The sequence below is a fragment of the Streptomyces sp. NPDC104831 genome, from assembly GCF_055583025.1.
Genome location: NZ_JBVJOT010000069.1, coordinates 1 through 14,699, shown reverse-complemented (window position 1 = coordinate 14,699; position 14,699 = coordinate 1). Strand labels below are relative to the sequence as shown.

The following is a 14,699-nucleotide window of genomic DNA, read 5'->3' as shown; positions in this document are numbered from 1 at the left end:
TCCCCCTCGTCCCACCGGCGGCCGGGTCCCGGCCGCCCCCGGAAGAGGTACGACACCACACACCGGGCGCGCGCTCAATGGGGTGCGGCGCGCGCCGGCGACGGGGTCAGAGGTACCTCTTCAGCTCCCGGCGCGCCAGCGACCGCTGGTGGACCTCGTCGGGGCCGTCGGCGAGCATCAGCGTGCGGGCGCTCGCGTACAGCTCGGCCAGCGGGAAGTCCTGGCTCACGCCGCCCGCGCCGTGCAGCTGGATCGCCCGGTCCAGGATGTCCACCACCGCGCGCGGAGTGGCGATCTTGATCGCCTGGATCTCGGTGTGCGCGCCCCTGTTCCCGACGGTGTCCATCAGCCAGGCCGTCTTCAGCACCAGCAGCCGCAGCTGCTCCACGGTGACCCGGGCGTCGGCGATCCAGTTCTGTACGACGCCCTGCTGGGCCAGCGCCTTGCCGAACGCCGTACGGGACACCGCCCGCCGGCACATCAGCTCGATCGCCCGCTCGGCCATGCCGATCAGCCGCATGCAGTGGTGGATCCGGCCGGGACCGAGCCGGGCCTGGGCGATGGCGAAGCCGCCGCCCTCCTCGCCGACGAGGTTCGCCACCGGCACGCGCACCCGGTCGAAGACCACCTCGGCGTGGCCGCCGTGCGCGTGGTCCTCGTAGCCGAACACCCGCATCGCGCGCGTGACGGTGACGCCGGGGGTGTCGCGGGGGACCAGGACCATGGACTGCTGGCGGCGGATGTCGGCGCCGTCCGGGTCCGTCTTGCCCATCACGATGAAGATCGCGCAGTCCGGGTTCATCGCGCCGGAGATGTACCACTTGCGGCCGGTGACGACGTACTCGTCGCCGTCCCGCTCGATGTGCGTGGTGATGTTCGTGGCGTCGGAGGAGGCCACCTCCGGCTCGGTCATCGCGAACGCCGAGCGGATCTCCCCGTCGAGCAGCGGCCGCAGCCACCGCTTCTTCTGCTCCTCGGTGCCGAACTGCGCCAGCACCTCCATGTTCCCGGTGTCCGGCGCCGCGCAGTTGGTCGCGGTGGGCGCGAGGTGCGGGGAGCGGCCGGTGATCTCGGCGAGCGGGGCGTACTGGAGGTTGGTCAGCCCGGCGCCGTACTCGGCGTCCGGGAGGAAGAGGTTCCACAGGCCCTGCCGGCGTGCCTCGGCCTTCAGCTCCTCCACCACGGCCGGGGTGTCCCACGGCGAGGCGAGCGCGGCCCGCTGCTCCTCGGCGACCGCCTCGGCCGGGTGGACGTGCTCGTCCATGAAGGCGAGCAGCCGGGCGCGCAGCTCTTCCGTACGCGCGTCGAACGCGAAGTCCATGGAGGTCAGCCTTCCTGAAGGGTGGTCAGTCCGTGGTGGATGAAGACGGGAACGAGGTCGCCGATGCGGTCGAAGCCACGGCCGACCGTCTGGCCGAGCGTGTAGCGGTAGTGGATGCCCTCCAGGATCACGGCGAGCTTGAACCAGGCGAACGCCTCGTACCAGGAGACGGCCGACACGTCCCGTCCCGAGCGCTCGGCGTACCGCTCGACCAGCTCCCGGGGCGAGGGGTGGCCGGGCGCCCCGGCGGTCGTGGAGACGGGGGAGTCGGGCAGGTCCAGCGACCGGCTGTACATCACCAGCAGGCCGAGGTCGGTCAGCGGGTCGCCGAGGGTGGACATCTCCCAGTCGAGGATCGCCTTGATCCGGTCGTCGTCGCCGATCAGGACGTTGTCCAGGCGGTAGTCGCCGTGCACGACGGCCGGGGCGGGGGAGACGGGCAGGGCGCGGCCGAGCGCCGCGTGCAGCTCGTCGATGCCCGCGAGGTCACGGTTGCGGGAGGCGTCCAGCTGCTTGCCCCAGCGGCGCAGCTGCCGGTCCAGGAAGCCCTCCGGGCGGCCGAAGTCCGCGAGGCCCACCTCGGCCGGGTCGACGGCGTGCAGCTCGACCAGCGTGTCCACCAGGGACAGCACCGCGTCGCGGGTGCGCTCCGGGCCGAGCGGGGCGAGCTGGCCGGCGGTGCGGTACGGGGTGCCCTCGACGAACTCCATCACGTAGAAGGGGGTCCCGAGCACCTCCTCGTCCTCGCACAGCAGCACCGGGCGCGGCACCGGCACCCGGGTGGGGTGCAGGGCGCTGATGACCCGGTGTTCGCGTCTCATGTCGTGCGCGGTGGCCAGTACATGGCCGAGCGGGGGGCGCCGGACGACCCACTTGGAGCGGGTGTCGGAGAGCGCGTAGGTGAGGTTCGACCGTCCGCCCTCGATCAGCCGTCCGGTCAGCGGGCCGTGCACCAGACCGGGGCGCTCGCGGTCGAGCAGGTCGCGCAGCCGGTCCAGGTCCAGCCCGGGCGGGTGGTCGGCGCTCATACATCACTCCTAGGGACGGGTGCACAGGACCAGACTCATGATGCCGACCGGTCGGTATGCCGTCCAGTGCGGAGGGGAAGATCGCGCCGAACGTGACACGGCCCACGATAAGCCCGCCGCTTCCCGGGTCACCCGCCCGGGAAGCCGCAGGCCCGCGGGGCCCGGGCGGGTGGCCGTCCCCGGTCGCCCCCCCGCGGGCGCCGTGTTCCCGGCGGCGGGTGGTCATGGCACCCGCCTGCGGGGGTACGGGGTGGGGACGACGGGCGGCGCGCGGAAGGCCCCGGTTGCGCGGCACACGAGTACCCCGGAGGGTCGAGGGCATGAAGGGCATCAGCTACCGCCGCTACGGCGGACCCGAGGTGCTGGAGTACGGCGAGCTGCGCGATCCCAAGGTGGGTCCCGACCAGGTGCTGGTCGAGGTGCGCGCGGCGGCCGTCAACCCGGTCGACTGGAAGTGCCGCGAGGGCTATCTGGACCCGGTGCTGGACGCCGTCTTCCCGGTGGTGCCCGGCTGGGACGTCAGCGGGGTCGTCGTCCGGCCCGGCCCCTCCGTCACCGAGTTCGCGCCCGGCGACGAGGTCATCGGCTACGTCCGCGAGGACTTCCTCTCCCGGGGCACCTGCGCCGAGTACGTGGCCGCGCCCGTGCGCACCCTGGCCCGCAAGCCGCGCGCGCTGTCCTTCGAGGAGGCCGCCGGACTCCCGCTGGCCGGCCTCACCGCCTACCAGGTGCTGGTCAAGGCCCTGGAGGTCAAGCGGGGAGAGACCGTCCTGGTGCACGCGGCGGCCGGCGGCGTCGGCTCGCTCGCCGTCCAGATCGCCGCCCACCTCGGCGCCCGGGTCCTCGGCACGGCCGGGGAGGCCAACCACGACTACGTCCGCTCCCTGGGCGGCGAGCCCGTGGCCTACGGCGAGGGTCTGGCGGAACGGGTGCGCGGGCTCGCCCCCGAGGGGGTGGACGCGGTCTTCGACACCGTCGGCGGCGACACCCTGAAGGTCTCGGCCAACCTGCTCGCCCCGGAGGGCCGGCTGGCCTCGATCGCCGACCAGGAGGTGGTGGAGTACGGCGGCCGGTACGTCTTCGTCCGCCCGGACCCGGAGGACCTCGCGTGCCTGTCGGAGTGGGCGGACCAGGGCGTCCTGTCCGTCAACGTCCAGGAGACGTTCCCCCTGGAGCGCACGGCGGACGCCCACCGGCTGAACCAGGAGGGCCACACCCGCGGCAAGATCGTGGTCACGGTGGAGCGGGAGCGGGGCGAACCGTAGGACGCCGCACGGCGGCCGGGCGCCGGCGCGCGCCGCCCGCCTACAGCACGAGCACCGCCGCGCACACCGCCAGCGCGACCGCGCACAGGACCGCCGCCGTCGCCTGCCGGGGGGCCAGCGCGGGCGGGCGGGGCGCCGTGGACAGGGCGCGCAGGCGGGCGTGGGCCACCCCGAGGAAACCCAGCCACAGCGCGCAGCACACCGCGCACGCGAGGACCCCGGCCGCCGACGGCCCCGCGCGCAGCGCGGTCCGCACGGCCAGCACGGTGGCCACGGCCGACGACAGCGTCGTGCGCCGCCAGGCCAGCCGGGTGCGCTCGGGCTGGAGCCCGGGGTCCCGGACCGCCGCCTCCGGGCCGGCCGTCACCCCTCCCACCCCACCAGCACCACCACGACCATCGCCACGGCCACCGCCGCGACGACCAGGCTCAGCAGTACCGGGAACCGGGAGGCGGGCAGGTCCTCGCCGCGCCGCATCGCCCGCTCGCAGCGCACCCAGTGGTTCACCGCCCGCAGCGAGCACAGCACGCCGGCGGCGAGCAGCGCGAGGGCCAGCCCGGCCCGCCAGGCCCAGCGCAGGTCGGGCAGGAACTGGTCCACCGCGAATCCGCCGCCGATCAGCGCCAGCGCGGTGCGCAGCCAGGCGAGGAAGGTCCGCTCGTTGGCCAGCGAGAAGCGGTAGTCGGGCGTGCCGCCCTCCTCCCGCACCCGCTCCGGCGCGAACCACAGCCGGATGTTCCGCACGAATCCGCTCACCCGGCCGACCTTACCGGGCGGTCACCCGGCCGCCCGGAACGCCCGCAGCCGCTCGTACGCCGCCAGCCCGTCCGGCACCCATTCCCAGGTGCCGAGCCGCCGCTCGACCTCCTCCTCGGGCAGGAAGGCGTGCCACTGGACCTCCTCCGCCTGCGGGCGCACGGGCAGGTCGCAGCGCACCTCGTACACCGCCGACCACCAGCTGTTCCCGGCGCCGTCGTCGTAGAGGAACTTGAACAGGTACGCCGGCCGCGGCAGCCCGCCGACGCCCAGCTCCTCCTCGGCCTCGCGCAGCGCCGCCGCGTCGTAGGACTCGCCCGCGCCGACGACCCCGCCGACGAACATGTCGTACAGGGACGGGAACACCAGCTTGGTCGCCGTGCGCCGGTGCACGAAGAGCCGGCCGGCCGCGTCCCGGGCCTGGACGAACACACAGCGGTGGCGCAGCCCGCGGGCGTAGGCCTCGCCGCGCGGGCGCCGGTCGACGACCCGGTCGTGCTCGTCGACGATGTCGAGGATCTCGTCAGCAGGATTCATGCCCGCCATCCAAGCAGGCCCCCTGCCGGGCCCGGGTGCGGACGGGGGCCGGGTCAGCGGCGCTGGAGGTCCGGGGTCTCCGGCTCCGCCTCGCCCGTGCCGCACGGCATCGCCGGATGCAGCCCGAGCAGCACGATGCCCCCCACCACGGCCGCCAGTCCGGCCGCCTCCCAGGCCAGCGCCCCGGTGTCGGTGCGCAGCCGGTCGCCGAGGAAGCCCACCCCGCACAGGATCCCGGCCAGCGGCTCGGCCGCGGTGAGCGCGGGCAGCGACATGCGCAGCGGGGCCGTCTCGAAGGCGCTCTGCACCAGCACCAGCCCGGTGACCCCGCAGGCCACCACGCCGTACGGCTGCCAGCCGGTGAGCAGCCCGGTCAGGCCGCCGTCGGAGAAGCGGGTGCCGCTCACCCGGGTGAGCGCGTCCTGGACGCCGTACAGCAGCCCGGCCGCCAGCGCCAGCAGCACCGGGCCGCCGCCCATCCGGGAGCGTTTGGCGTACGCCGTCAGGAGCAGGGCCGCGCCCACCACCAAGCCGATGATCAGCCAGTGCCGCAGCGGATCGGTGACGGCCGTGCCGGCCCGCGGCTCGCCGGCCATGATGAACGCGCTGACCCCGCCCGCGAGCAGCAGCAGCCCGGCCCAGCCCTGGCGGCCGAGCGGCTGTCCGCTCTGGTGCCGGGAGAGGGCGAGGGCGAACAGCAGATTGGTCGCGAGCAGCGGCTCCACCAGCGAGATCTCGCCCTTGCCGAGGGCGACGGCGCCCAGCACCATGCCGGCCACCATCAGCGCGAGGCCGCCCAGCCAGCGCGGGACCCGCATCAGGTCGAGCAGCAGCCGGAAGGAGAGGAAGTCGCCGAGCGGCGCCCGCTGGGCCGCGTTCTGCTGGAGCACGAACCCGAAGCCCAGGCAGCAGGCCGCGCTCACGGCGAGGAGCAGAACCAGAACGGACACGCTGTGTACCTCGATCATCCGGCCGGACCACGGGCGTGTAGTGGCCGACTGTAGCGCCACGGGGACAGCAATGCCCCGGAAGTACCCGGAACCGGGCAGTCGCACGCCATCGTCCGCAACCGGGGCGCGCGGCGCCATGGCGCACGCCACATCCCGCACCGCGGGGTTGCGGGGCGTACGGCCCGGTACGGCGGGGCAGAAGGGCATGGCATACGCCACAGGAAATTCTCCGCGTTCACACCCGTGACGGGGGCCCACCTGCGCCGGAGGAGTCAAGTGCGCCACCGGACAGGGAAGTTGAAGGTACTACCAGCCCCGTCCCGCTTGACGCGACCCTTGGCGGGGGGTTTGCTGTGCGTGATCGGTCGATGGCAGCCCGAGAAACAGGAAGCCCGCGGTGCCCCCTTCCCCGCCTCTGCTCGGCACGCGCCGGGCCGCAACGGACCCGTCCGGCGACAGTGCCCCCGGTGCCCGCGATGCCTTCGACGCCGCCCTCGACGACGCCGACCTGCGCACGGCGCGGGCGGCGTTGGCCCAGGGCCGGCGGCAGGCCGCCCGCTCCCTGCTGGTGCACACCGGCGACGACTGGGACCGCCGCGGCCACCGCCTCACCACCCTCGCCCGCGACCCCCGGGCCACCGCCTGGGCGCAGGACTGGCTGGCCGCCGAGCCCGGCTGCGCCGACGCCGCCACCCTGGCGGCCCTGGCCCTGGTCCACCGGGCCGTGCGCGGCGAGGAGGACCCCGGCCGGGCCCGCGACTCCTGCGCCGCGGCCGCCGCGCTCGCCCCCGCCGACCCCACCCCCTGGCTCGGGCTGCTCCTGCTCGCCCGCGCCTTCGGCCCGGAGGGCGCCGCGCTCGGCGCGTTCACCGAGCTGCGCCGCCGCCACCCCGAGCACCACCACGCCCACCACCTGCTGATCGCCTGCCTCGCCGAACGGCCCGGGTGCGACGCCCGCGCCGAGTCCCACGAGGTGTACGACGCCGCCGAACTGGCCGCCGCCGAGGCCCCCGCGGACTCCCCGCTGGCCGTCCTGCCGGTGATCGCCTACGCCGAGCGGTACCGGGTCCTCGCCGCCACCGGCCTGGCCCCCGCCGACCCGGCCGCCTCCCGGCACTGGTGCGGTCCGAGGGCCCGGCGCGTGCTGTGCGCCTCCTTCGACTGGTGGCTGGAGTGGGAGCACGACGAGCACCCGCGCCGCCTCGTCGACCTCAACCACCTGGCGTTCGCCCTGTCCTGCGCCGGCCGCCCGGCCGAGGCGGCGGCCCTGTTCCAGCGCATCGGCGACCACGCCACCCCGGCCCCCTGGTGCTACGCCCACCGGGACCCGCTGGCGGCCTTCCACGCGGCCCGCGCCCGCGCGCTCGGGCACCGGTGACGGGGCGGAGGACGCGGGCGGGAGCGACACGGGCGGGGACGACGCGGACGAAGAAGGGCCGGCTCATCGGCCGGGGGTCTCCCCCCGGGCGATGAGCCGGCCCGCCGTGGCGTCCACGGCCGACGCGTCCTCCGGCGCCCGGCGTGTCGCCGGATGCCCGGCGTGTCCCTAGACGATCAGGGACAGCAGCAGCACCAGGGCGCCCGCGACCACCGAGATGATCGTCTCCATCAGCGACCAGGTCTTGACGGTCTGCCCGACGCTCAGCCCGAAGTACTCCTTCACCAGCCAGAAACCGGCGTCGTTGACATGGCTGAAGAAGAGCGAGCCCGCGCCGATGGCGAGGACCAGCAGGGCCGTGTGGGCGGTCGACATGTCGGCCGCGAGCGGCGCCACCAGGCCGGCCGCCGAGACCGTCGCCACCGTCGCCGAGCCGGTCGCCAGCCGGATCGCCACCGCGATCAGCCAGGCCAGCAACAGCGCCGGGATCGACCAGTCCTCGGAGATGTCCAGGATCATCCGGCCCACGCCGGAGTCGATCAGCGTCTGCTTGAAGCCGCCGCCCGCGCCGACGATCAGCAGGATGCCGGCGATGGGCATCAGGCCCTTCTCCACCGTCTGCTGGAGCCGGTCCCGGGTGAACCCGGCGGGCCGGCCCAGCGTGAAGAAGCCGACGATCACGGCGGCGAGCAGCGCGATCAGCGGGGAGCCGACGACGTCGAAGACGCGCTGGGTGTGGTCCGCGGGGTCGTCGACGACGATGTCCACCAGAGCCTTGGCCAGCATCAGCACCACCGGCAGCAGCATGGTGGCGAGCGTCGGGCCGAAGCCCGGACGGCGCTCCACCTGCTCCGAGGCGCGCTGCGGCAGCATCCGGTCGGGGGCGGGCACGTCCACCCAGCGGGCCGCGACCTTGGAGAACAGCGGACCGGCGATGATCACGGTCGGGACGGCGACCACGATGCCGAGCGCCAGGGTCACCCCCAGGTTGGCCTTCACCGCGTCGATGGCGACCAGCGGGCCGGGGTGCGGCGGGATGAGGCCGTGCATCACGGACAGACCGGCCAGCGCCGGGATGCCGATGCGCATCAGGGAGTAGTTGCCGCGCTTGGCGACCATCAGCACGACCGGGATCAGCAGCACGATGCCGACCTCGAAGAACAGCGGCAGGCCGACCACGGAGGCGATCAGCACCATCGCCCACGGCATGGCCCGCCCGCCGGCCTTGGCCAGGATCGTGTCGACGATCTGGTCCGCGCCGCCGGAGTCGGCGAGCAGCTTGCCCAGGATCGCCCCGAGCGCGATCAGGACGCCCACGCCGGCCACCGTGGAGCCGAGCCCGCTGGTGAAGCTGGTGATGGCCTTGTCGAGCGGCGCCCCGGCGACCGCCCCGAGCGCCAGCGACCCGATGGTCAGCGCCAGGAAGGCATGGAGCTTGAACTTGGTGATGAGCAGGACGATGAGGGCGATGCCCACCAGGACGGCGATGCCCAGCTGGGCGTGTCCGGCGGAGGTGATCGGCGGAGGGGCGTCCGCTGCCAGCATCTCGACGCTGAGTCTGGTCACGGGGGTTTCCTTGCGGTTACGGGGGTTTCTGGGGTGCTACTTGGAGCTGCCCGCGGTGTCGGGAAGCGTCGCGAGGGCGCGCACGGCACGCTCGGTGATCTCCTCGGGGCCGCCGCTCACGTCCACGGCGACTCCCGCCTCGTCCGCCTCGAGCGGCTGGAGCGTGGCGAACTGGGAGTCCAGCAGCGCGGTCGGCATGAAGTGGCCCTGCCGCCGGGACATGCGTTCCTCGATCAGCCGCCGGTCGCCCGTCAGGTGCAGGAACACGATCCCGGGCGCCACGGACCGCAGCCGGTCGCGGTACGAGCGCTTCAGCGCGGAGCTGCTGACCACTCCGCCCAGGCCGGCCCTGCCGTGCGCCCAGTGCCCGATGGCGTCCAGCCACGGCCACCGGTCGGCGTCGTCGAGCGGGGTCCCGGCCGACATCTTGTCGATGTTGGCCTGCGGGTGGAAGTCGTCGCCCTCGGCGTACGGGACGCCCAGCCGCGCGGCGAGCAAGGGACCGATCGTGGTCTTGCCCGTCCCCGCGACGCCCATCACGACGACGACCTGGGGGGTTCGCATCACTGCCTCGCTGTCTTCCTCGACATCCGACGCCACTGCGGCGTCGCCACACTGAAACCCATTAGGTACGACGAATTCAAGAGACTGTGATGTATAAGTCTGACTTTTTATCTCTGTGATCCAAGTCGTACGCTGAGTGCATGAGCACACCGGGCCGGGGGCTGCACGGCCATGTACTGGACACCCTCGGCCCCGCGATCACGTCCGGCGAGTACCCGCCGGGCAGCGTGCTGCGGACCGACGAACTGGCCCAGCACTTCGAGGTGTCCCGCTCCGTGATGCGCGAGGCGGTCCGCGTGCTGGAGTCCATGCACCTGGTCGAGTCCCGCCGCCGGGTGGGCGTCACGGTCCGCCCCAAGGCCGAGTGGAACGTCTACGACCCGCAGGTCATCCGCTGGCGCCTGGCCGGCGCCGACCGCCCGCACCAGCTGCGCTCGCTCACCGTGCTGCGCTCCGCCGTCGAGCCCGTGGCGGCGGGCCTGGCCGCCCAGCACGCCACGGCCGAGCAGTGCGCCGAACTCACCGAGTGCGCGCTCGGCATGGTCGCCCACTCACGCGGCCACCGCCTCGAGGAATACCTGTTCCACGACGTGGCCTTCCACCGGGTCATCCTCAACGCCTCCGGCAACGAGATGTTCGCCCGCCTCGGCGACGTCGTCGCGGAGGTGCTGAGCGGCCGCACCCGGCACGAGGTCATGTTCGAGGACCCCGACCCGGCCGCCGTCACCCTGCACGTGCGGCTCGCCGAGGCCGTCCGCGCCCGGGACGCCGCCCGCGCCGAGGAACTGACCCGCGAGATCACCGCGGGCGCCCTCCAGGAGCTGGACGTCCTGGTGCCCTGAGCGCAGGCGGGGCGCCGCGGGGCCGGTCAGTCCTGCGGGAACTCCCCGTCCACGTACACCCACGCCCCGTCCACCCGCTCGAACCGGCTCCGCTCGCGCAGCGCGCCGCCCCGGTAGGAGGCGCGGAACTCCACCGTGCCCGTGGTGTGGAACGCCGACCCGTCCGCCGTGTCCAGGATCTCCAGCCCCGTCCACCGCATCCGCGGATCCAGGTCCAGCCGCCCCGGCCGGGTCCGCGGGTGCCAGGTGCGCAGCAGGTACCCCGCGTCCCCCGTCACGAACGCGCTGTAGCGCGAGCGCATCAGCAGCTCTGCGGTCGGCGCGGCGGCCCGCCCCGCGTGGAAGCGGCCGCAGCAGGCGTCGTAGGTCCCGGGGAGTCCGCAGGGGCAGTCGCGCGAGGTCATGCGCCCATTGTGCCCGCCGGCAGCGGAGGCGCCCGGCACGGGCCGGGTGCACAGTGGAAGAGCTGGACCGCACACCGGCACAGGGAGGAGAGGTCGAGGATGACCGGACCGCTGAGCAGCCGGCCTCCCGCCGTCAAGGAGTGGCGGCTGAACCTGTACCTGTCCGAGCACGATCCGGACACCACGGCCCGGATCGTCCTGGACACCGGGGACAACGTGCTGGAGAGCCACGCCGAGGCCCGCCGCAACCCCTACGACCGGGCGATGCCCGAGATCGGCGACGAACTCGCCGCCGGGCGCGCCCTCATCGCCATGGGCCGCCTGCTGCTGCGGGCCGCCGACGGCGACATGAAGGCCACCGGAGCGGCCGGTACGGACGGCCCGGTCCCGCTCTGGCTGTCCCGCGAGTGAAGGAGTGCCGCCGTGCGTTTCGCGAACCGTCTGCAGGCCGGACGGCGGCTGGGGGAGCGCCTGGAGTACCTCAGAGGCCAGGACGTGGTGGTGCTCGGACTGCCCCGCGGCGGGGTGCCGGTCGCCGCGGCGGTCGCCGAGGCGCTCGACGCGCCGCTGGACGTCCTCCTGGTGCGCAAACTCGGCGTCCCCTACCAGCCCGAGCTGGGCATGGGCGCGATCGGCGAGGACGGCGTCCGCGTGATCAACCAGGAGGTGCTGCGCGGCACCGGTGTGGGGCCGGACGATCTCGCGGCGGTCGAGGAGCGCGAGCGCCGGGTCCTCGCCGAGCGCGGCGCGCGCTACCGGGGCGCCGCGCCCCCGGCCACCGTCGCCGGCCGGACCGCCGTGGTGGTGGACGACGGCGTCGCCACCGGCTCCACCGCCCGGGCCGCCTGCCGCGTCGCCCGGGCCCGGGGCGCGGCCCGCATCGTGCTCGCCGTGCCGGTCGCCCCCCGCGACTTCGCCCGGCGCCTCGGCGAGGACGCCGACGAGCTGGTCTGCCTGGACACCCCCTGGGACTTCGCCGCCGTCGGCCAGTTCTACGCCGATTTCACGCAGGTGGGGGACGAGGAGGTCACCGCCTGTCTGCGGCGGGCCGCCGAACGCCACCGGCACGCCGCGGGCGCCGCGTCCGGCACCCGGGAGGTCACGGTGACCGCCGGAGCGGTCCGGCTCGGCGGCCGGCTGACCGTGCCCGACGGCGCCACCGGCGTCGTGCTCTTCGCCCACGGCAGCGGCAGCGGCCGGCACAGTCCGCGCAACCGGTTCGTCGCCCGGGGACTGCACCGCGCCGGGCTCGGCACCCTGCTGTTCGACCTGCTCACCGACGCGGAGGAGGCCGACCGCGGCAACGTCTTCGACATCGGGCTGCTCGCCGCCAGGCTGCTGGCCGCGACCGTCTGGCTGCGCGAGGAACCCGACGTCGAGGGCCTCGCCCTCGGCTACTTCGGCGCCAGCACCGGCGCCGCGGCCGCCCTGTGGGCCGCCGCCGACCCCGCCGCGCGGCCCGCCGCCGTCGTCTCCCGCGGCGGCCGGCCCGACCTCGCCGGGGCCCGGCTGTCCGAGGTGACGGCCCCCACCCTGCTCGTCGTCGGCGGCGCCGACCCGATGGTCCTCGACCTCAACCGGGACGCGCAGGCCCGGCTGCGCTGCGAGAACCGGCTGGCGGTCGTCCCGCGCGCCACCCACCTCTTCGAGGAGCCCGGCACCCTGGAGCGGGTCACCGAGCTGGCGTGCGCGTGGTTCACCGACCACATGGCACCCGCGCACGTGTAGGCCGCCGCCGCGCTGTCCCGAGGCCGCCCCTGGCCCGGGGCACGCGAAAGGCCCCTGCGGAGCAGGGGCCTTGCTGGTGTCCGAGGGGGGACTTGAACCCCCACGCCCGATAAAGGGCACTAGCACCTCAAGCTAGCGCGTCTGCCATTCCGCCACCCGGACAAGGTGTCTGTCGTGCGAGATCCTCCCTTTCGGCGGGGTTTCCCTCGCGGCGACGAAGGAAACATTACCAGGCTTTCGGGGGTGTCCGATCACCCCCCGTCCCGGCGGCGGCCGCACGTGAACGGCGTGTCACAGGCCGGGTCCGGTCTTGGGCCCGGGGCCGGGCGGAGAGAGGATGAGGAGGACCACCAGCAGTGACAGCGGGAGGAAGCATCGTGAGCGAGACGGGCACGGCCAGGACCGTCACCGGCGAGGACGAGGTCGTGGACCTCTGCCGCGAGCTGATCCGGTTCGACACCAGCAACTACGGCGACCACTCCGGCCCCGGCGAGCGCAAGGCCGCCGAGTGGGTCGCCGAGAAGCTCGCCGAGGTCGGACTGGAACCGAAGATCTACGAGTCGCACCCCGGCCGCGCCTCCACGGTGGCCCGGATCGAGGGCGAGGACCCGTCCCGGCCCGCGCTGCTCATCCACGGCCACCTGGACGTCGTACCGGCCAACGCCGTCGACTGGACGCACGACCCGTTCTCCGGCGAGGTCGCCGACGGATGCGTGTGGGGACGCGGCGCCGTCGACATGAAGGACATGGACGCCATGACCCTCGCGGTCGTCCGCGACCGGCTGCGCAGCGGACGCCGGCCCCCGCGGGACATCGTGGTCGCCTTCCTCGCCGACGAGGAGGCCGGCGGCACGTACGGCGCCCGCTACCTGGTCGACCACCACCCCGAGCTGTTCGAGGGCGTCACCGAGGCCATCAGCGAGGTCGGCGGCTTCTCCTTCACCATCGACGACCAGCGGCGGCTGTATCTGATCCAGACGGCCGAGAAGGGCATGCACTGGATGAAGCTGACCGTGGCCGGCACCGCCGGGCACGGGTCGATGATCCACCGCGACAACGCCATCACCGAGCTGTCCGAGGCGGTCGCCCGGGTCGGCCGGCACACGTTCCCGGTGCGGGTGACCAAGACCACCCGGGCCTTCCTCGACGAACTGGGCGACGCGCTCGGCACCGAGCTGGACCCGGAGGACATGCAGGCGACCATCGCGAAGCTCGGCGGCATCGCCAAGCTGATCGGCGCGACCCTGAGCAACACCGCCAACCCCACCCAGCTGAACGCCGGCTACAAGGTCAACGTCATCCCGGGCGAGGCCACCGCGCACATCGACGGACGGTTCCTGCCCGGTCACGAGGAGGAGTTCCTCGCCGACCTGGACCGGCTGCTCGGCCCGCACGTCCGCCGCGAGGACGTGCACTCCGACAAGGCGCTGGAGACCGGCTTCGACGGCCCCCTGGTGGAGGCCATGCAGGCCGCGCTGCTCGCCGAGGACCCGACCGCCAAGGCGATCCCGTACATGCTCTCCGGCGGCACCGACGCCAAGTCCTTCGACGACCTCGGCATCCGGGGCTTCGGCTTCGCCCCGCTGAAGCTGCCGCCGGAGCTGGACTTCGCCGGCATGTTCCACGGCGTGGACGAGCGGGTGCCGGTCGACGGGCTCCGGTTCGGGGTGCGGGTGCTCGACCGGTTCATCGACGCGTCCTGAGGACCGGGGCGCGTGGCCCGACATTCGGGCAGCCGTACGAGACGCGCTGAGACGGGTGAATGCGACGATCAGTTCGTAGCTTCATTGGTTCCTCCTCGTTGCATCTGATGTGATCCCGCGCCTTGGGGTCGCATTGCCAACTAGGAGGAACAATGCTCAAGAAGGTCGTCGCCGCTGCGGCCGCCACCGGTGGTCTGGTTCTCGCGGGGGCGGGTCTCGCCGTCGCCGACTCCGGCGCCCAGGGTGCCGCCGTGGGCTCCCCGGGCGTCGTGTCCGGCAACGTCATCCAGGCGCCCATCCACGTCCCGGTGAACGTGTGCGGCAACACGATCGACGTGATCGGCGTGCTGAACCCCGCCTTCGGCAACGTCTGCATCAACAAGTGACGCCGGCTCCCTGAGGGCGTCCTTTTACGAGCCGTCGGGCCCAGGGGGGGGGGGGGGGGGGGGGGGGGGGGGGGGAGAGGAGGGGGGGGGGGGGGGGGGGGGGGGGGGGGGGGGGGGGAGGGGGGGGGGGGGTGGGGGGGGGGGGGGAGGGGGGGGGGGGGGGGGGGGCGGGGGGGGGGGGGGGGGGGGTCGGGGGGGGGGGGGGGGGGGGGGGAGTGGGGTCCCGGGACCCCGTGTGCCCTTTAGCTCTCCCGCGGGGGGGGGGGGGGTT

At 74.1% G+C, this 14,699-nt stretch carries 16 protein-coding genes and 1 tRNA gene; 7 read left to right on the top strand and 10 right to left on the bottom strand.

Annotation, left to right across the window (positions count from 1 at the left end):
- Positions 1 to 106 precede the first annotated feature (106 nt).
- Positions 107 to 1,321: an acyl-CoA dehydrogenase family protein gene (locus tag ACZ63H_RS33300; RefSeq protein ID WP_469871544.1), complete on the bottom strand. Its 1,215-nt coding sequence runs from the start codon at positions 1,319 to 1,321 to the stop codon at positions 107 to 109.
- Between the two features lie 5 nt (positions 1,322 to 1,326).
- Entirely contained in the window at positions 1,327 to 2,349 is a 1,023-nt protein-coding gene (locus ACZ63H_RS33295; protein WP_469871542.1) for a phosphotransferase family protein, read from the bottom strand.
- A gap of 320 nt (positions 2,350 to 2,669) precedes the next feature.
- Between ACZ63H_RS33295 and ACZ63H_RS33290 the strand changes: the two genes are divergently transcribed.
- The gene (locus ACZ63H_RS33290; RefSeq protein WP_469871540.1) at positions 2,670 to 3,614 is read left to right on the top strand and encodes an NADP-dependent oxidoreductase; all 945 of its coding nucleotides are present in this window, start codon (positions 2,670 to 2,672) and stop codon (positions 3,612 to 3,614) included.
- A gap of 40 nt (positions 3,615 to 3,654) precedes the next feature.
- On the opposite strand, the gene ACZ63H_RS33285 is transcribed toward ACZ63H_RS33290, so the two are convergent.
- From ACZ63H_RS33285 to ACZ63H_RS33270, 4 genes are read right to left on the bottom strand one after another with little or no spacing between them, the layout of a single operon-like run.
- Positions 3,655 to 3,981, bottom strand: coding sequence for a DUF202 domain-containing protein (locus ACZ63H_RS33285; RefSeq protein ID WP_469871538.1), 327 nt, complete (start codon positions 3,979 to 3,981; stop codon positions 3,655 to 3,657).
- A complete protein-coding gene (locus ACZ63H_RS33280) occupies positions 3,978 to 4,370 on the bottom strand; it encodes a YidH family protein (RefSeq protein ID WP_318204379.1) in 393 nt (130 codons plus the stop codon). The genes ACZ63H_RS33285 and ACZ63H_RS33280 overlap by 4 nt, the downstream gene beginning before the upstream one ends.
- A gap of 21 nt (positions 4,371 to 4,391) precedes the next feature.
- Positions 4,392 to 4,907, bottom strand: a complete 516-nt coding sequence (locus ACZ63H_RS33275; RefSeq protein ID WP_469871536.1) for an NUDIX domain-containing protein — start codon at positions 4,905 to 4,907, stop codon at positions 4,392 to 4,394.
- A gap of 53 nt (positions 4,908 to 4,960) precedes the next feature.
- Positions 4,961 to 5,857, bottom strand: coding sequence for a DMT family transporter (locus ACZ63H_RS33270; protein WP_469871534.1), 897 nt, complete (start codon positions 5,855 to 5,857; stop codon positions 4,961 to 4,963).
- A 397-nt stretch (positions 5,858 to 6,254) separates the two neighbouring features.
- On the opposite strand from ACZ63H_RS33270, the gene ACZ63H_RS33265 reads away from it, so the two are divergent.
- Positions 6,255 to 7,235, top strand: a complete 981-nt coding sequence (locus ACZ63H_RS33265) for a hypothetical protein (protein WP_469871532.1) — start codon at positions 6,255 to 6,257, stop codon at positions 7,233 to 7,235.
- A 168-nt stretch (positions 7,236 to 7,403) separates the two neighbouring features.
- Here ACZ63H_RS33265 and ACZ63H_RS33260 read toward each other — a convergent pair whose 3' ends face one another.
- Positions 7,404 to 8,801: a GntP family permease gene (locus ACZ63H_RS33260; protein WP_469871530.1), complete on the bottom strand. Its 1,398-nt coding sequence runs from the start codon at positions 8,799 to 8,801 to the stop codon at positions 7,404 to 7,406.
- A 36-nt stretch (positions 8,802 to 8,837) separates the two neighbouring features.
- Entirely contained in the window at positions 8,838 to 9,365 is a 528-nt protein-coding gene (locus tag ACZ63H_RS33255) for a gluconokinase (protein WP_469871528.1), read from the bottom strand.
- A gap of 140 nt (positions 9,366 to 9,505) precedes the next feature.
- On the opposite strand from ACZ63H_RS33255, the gene ACZ63H_RS33250 reads away from it, so the two are divergent.
- Positions 9,506 to 10,207 carry a FadR/GntR family transcriptional regulator gene (locus ACZ63H_RS33250; protein ID WP_469871526.1) on the top strand — a complete coding sequence of 234 codons (702 nt, stop codon included), beginning with the start codon at positions 9,506 to 9,508 and terminating at the stop codon, positions 10,205 to 10,207.
- A gap of 26 nt (positions 10,208 to 10,233) precedes the next feature.
- Here the strand turns inward: ACZ63H_RS33250 and ACZ63H_RS33245 are convergent, their stop codons facing one another.
- Positions 10,234 to 10,611, bottom strand: a complete 378-nt coding sequence (locus ACZ63H_RS33245) for a YchJ family protein (RefSeq protein ID WP_469871524.1) — start codon at positions 10,609 to 10,611, stop codon at positions 10,234 to 10,236.
- Positions 10,612 to 10,710: 99 nt separating this feature from the next.
- Here ACZ63H_RS33245 and ACZ63H_RS33240 point away from each other — a divergent pair, with 99 nt between their 5' ends.
- Both ACZ63H_RS33240 and ACZ63H_RS33235 read left to right on the top strand, forming a co-directional pair.
- Entirely contained in the window at positions 10,711 to 11,022 is a 312-nt protein-coding gene (locus ACZ63H_RS33240; RefSeq protein WP_467939408.1) for a dsRBD fold-containing protein, read from the top strand.
- A gap of 12 nt (positions 11,023 to 11,034) precedes the next feature.
- Positions 11,035 to 12,339: a phosphoribosyltransferase family protein gene (locus ACZ63H_RS33235; RefSeq protein ID WP_469871522.1), complete on the top strand. Its 1,305-nt coding sequence runs from the start codon at positions 11,035 to 11,037 to the stop codon at positions 12,337 to 12,339.
- A 74-nt stretch (positions 12,340 to 12,413) separates the two neighbouring features.
- On the opposite strand, the gene ACZ63H_RS33230 is transcribed toward ACZ63H_RS33235, so the two are convergent.
- Positions 12,414 to 12,501 (bottom strand) — tRNA-Leu (locus tag ACZ63H_RS33230).
- 215 nt (positions 12,502 to 12,716) lie between these two features.
- On the opposite strand from ACZ63H_RS33230, the gene ACZ63H_RS33225 reads away from it, so the two are divergent.
- A complete protein-coding gene (locus ACZ63H_RS33225) occupies positions 12,717 to 14,042 on the top strand; it encodes a M20/M25/M40 family metallo-hydrolase (RefSeq protein ID WP_469871520.1) in 1,326 nt (441 codons plus the stop codon).
- A 152-nt stretch (positions 14,043 to 14,194) separates the two neighbouring features.
- Positions 14,195 to 14,428 (top strand): chaplin ChpH, encoded by a 234-nt coding sequence (gene chpH, locus ACZ63H_RS33220; RefSeq protein ID WP_469871518.1) that lies wholly within the window; start codon positions 14,195 to 14,197, stop codon positions 14,426 to 14,428.
- Positions 14,429 to 14,699 lie beyond the last annotated feature (271 nt).

Coding starts and splice junctions, on each gene's coding strand:
- ACZ63H_RS33300 (WP_469871544.1), bottom strand. CDS start 1,321: ATGGACTTCGCGTTCGACGCGCGTACGGAAGAGCTGCGCGCCCGGCTG.
- ACZ63H_RS33250 (WP_469871526.1), top strand. CDS start 9,506: ATGAGCACACCGGGCCGGGGGCTGCACGGCCATGTACTGGACACCCTC.
- ACZ63H_RS33245 (WP_469871524.1), bottom strand. CDS start 10,611: ATGACCTCGCGCGACTGCCCCTGCGGACTCCCCGGGACCTACGACGCC.
- ACZ63H_RS33290 (WP_469871540.1), top strand. CDS start 2,670: ATGAAGGGCATCAGCTACCGCCGCTACGGCGGACCCGAGGTGCTGGAG.
- ACZ63H_RS33240 (WP_467939408.1), top strand. CDS start 10,711: ATGACCGGACCGCTGAGCAGCCGGCCTCCCGCCGTCAAGGAGTGGCGG.
- ACZ63H_RS33295 (WP_469871542.1), bottom strand. CDS start 2,349: ATGAGCGCCGACCACCCGCCCGGGCTGGACCTGGACCGGCTGCGCGAC.
- ACZ63H_RS33255 (WP_469871528.1), bottom strand. CDS start 9,365: ATGCGAACCCCCCAGGTCGTCGTCGTGATGGGCGTCGCGGGGACGGGC.
- ACZ63H_RS33275 (WP_469871536.1), bottom strand. CDS start 4,907: ATGAATCCTGCTGACGAGATCCTCGACATCGTCGACGAGCACGACCGG.
- chpH (WP_469871518.1), top strand. CDS start 14,195: ATGCTCAAGAAGGTCGTCGCCGCTGCGGCCGCCACCGGTGGTCTGGTT.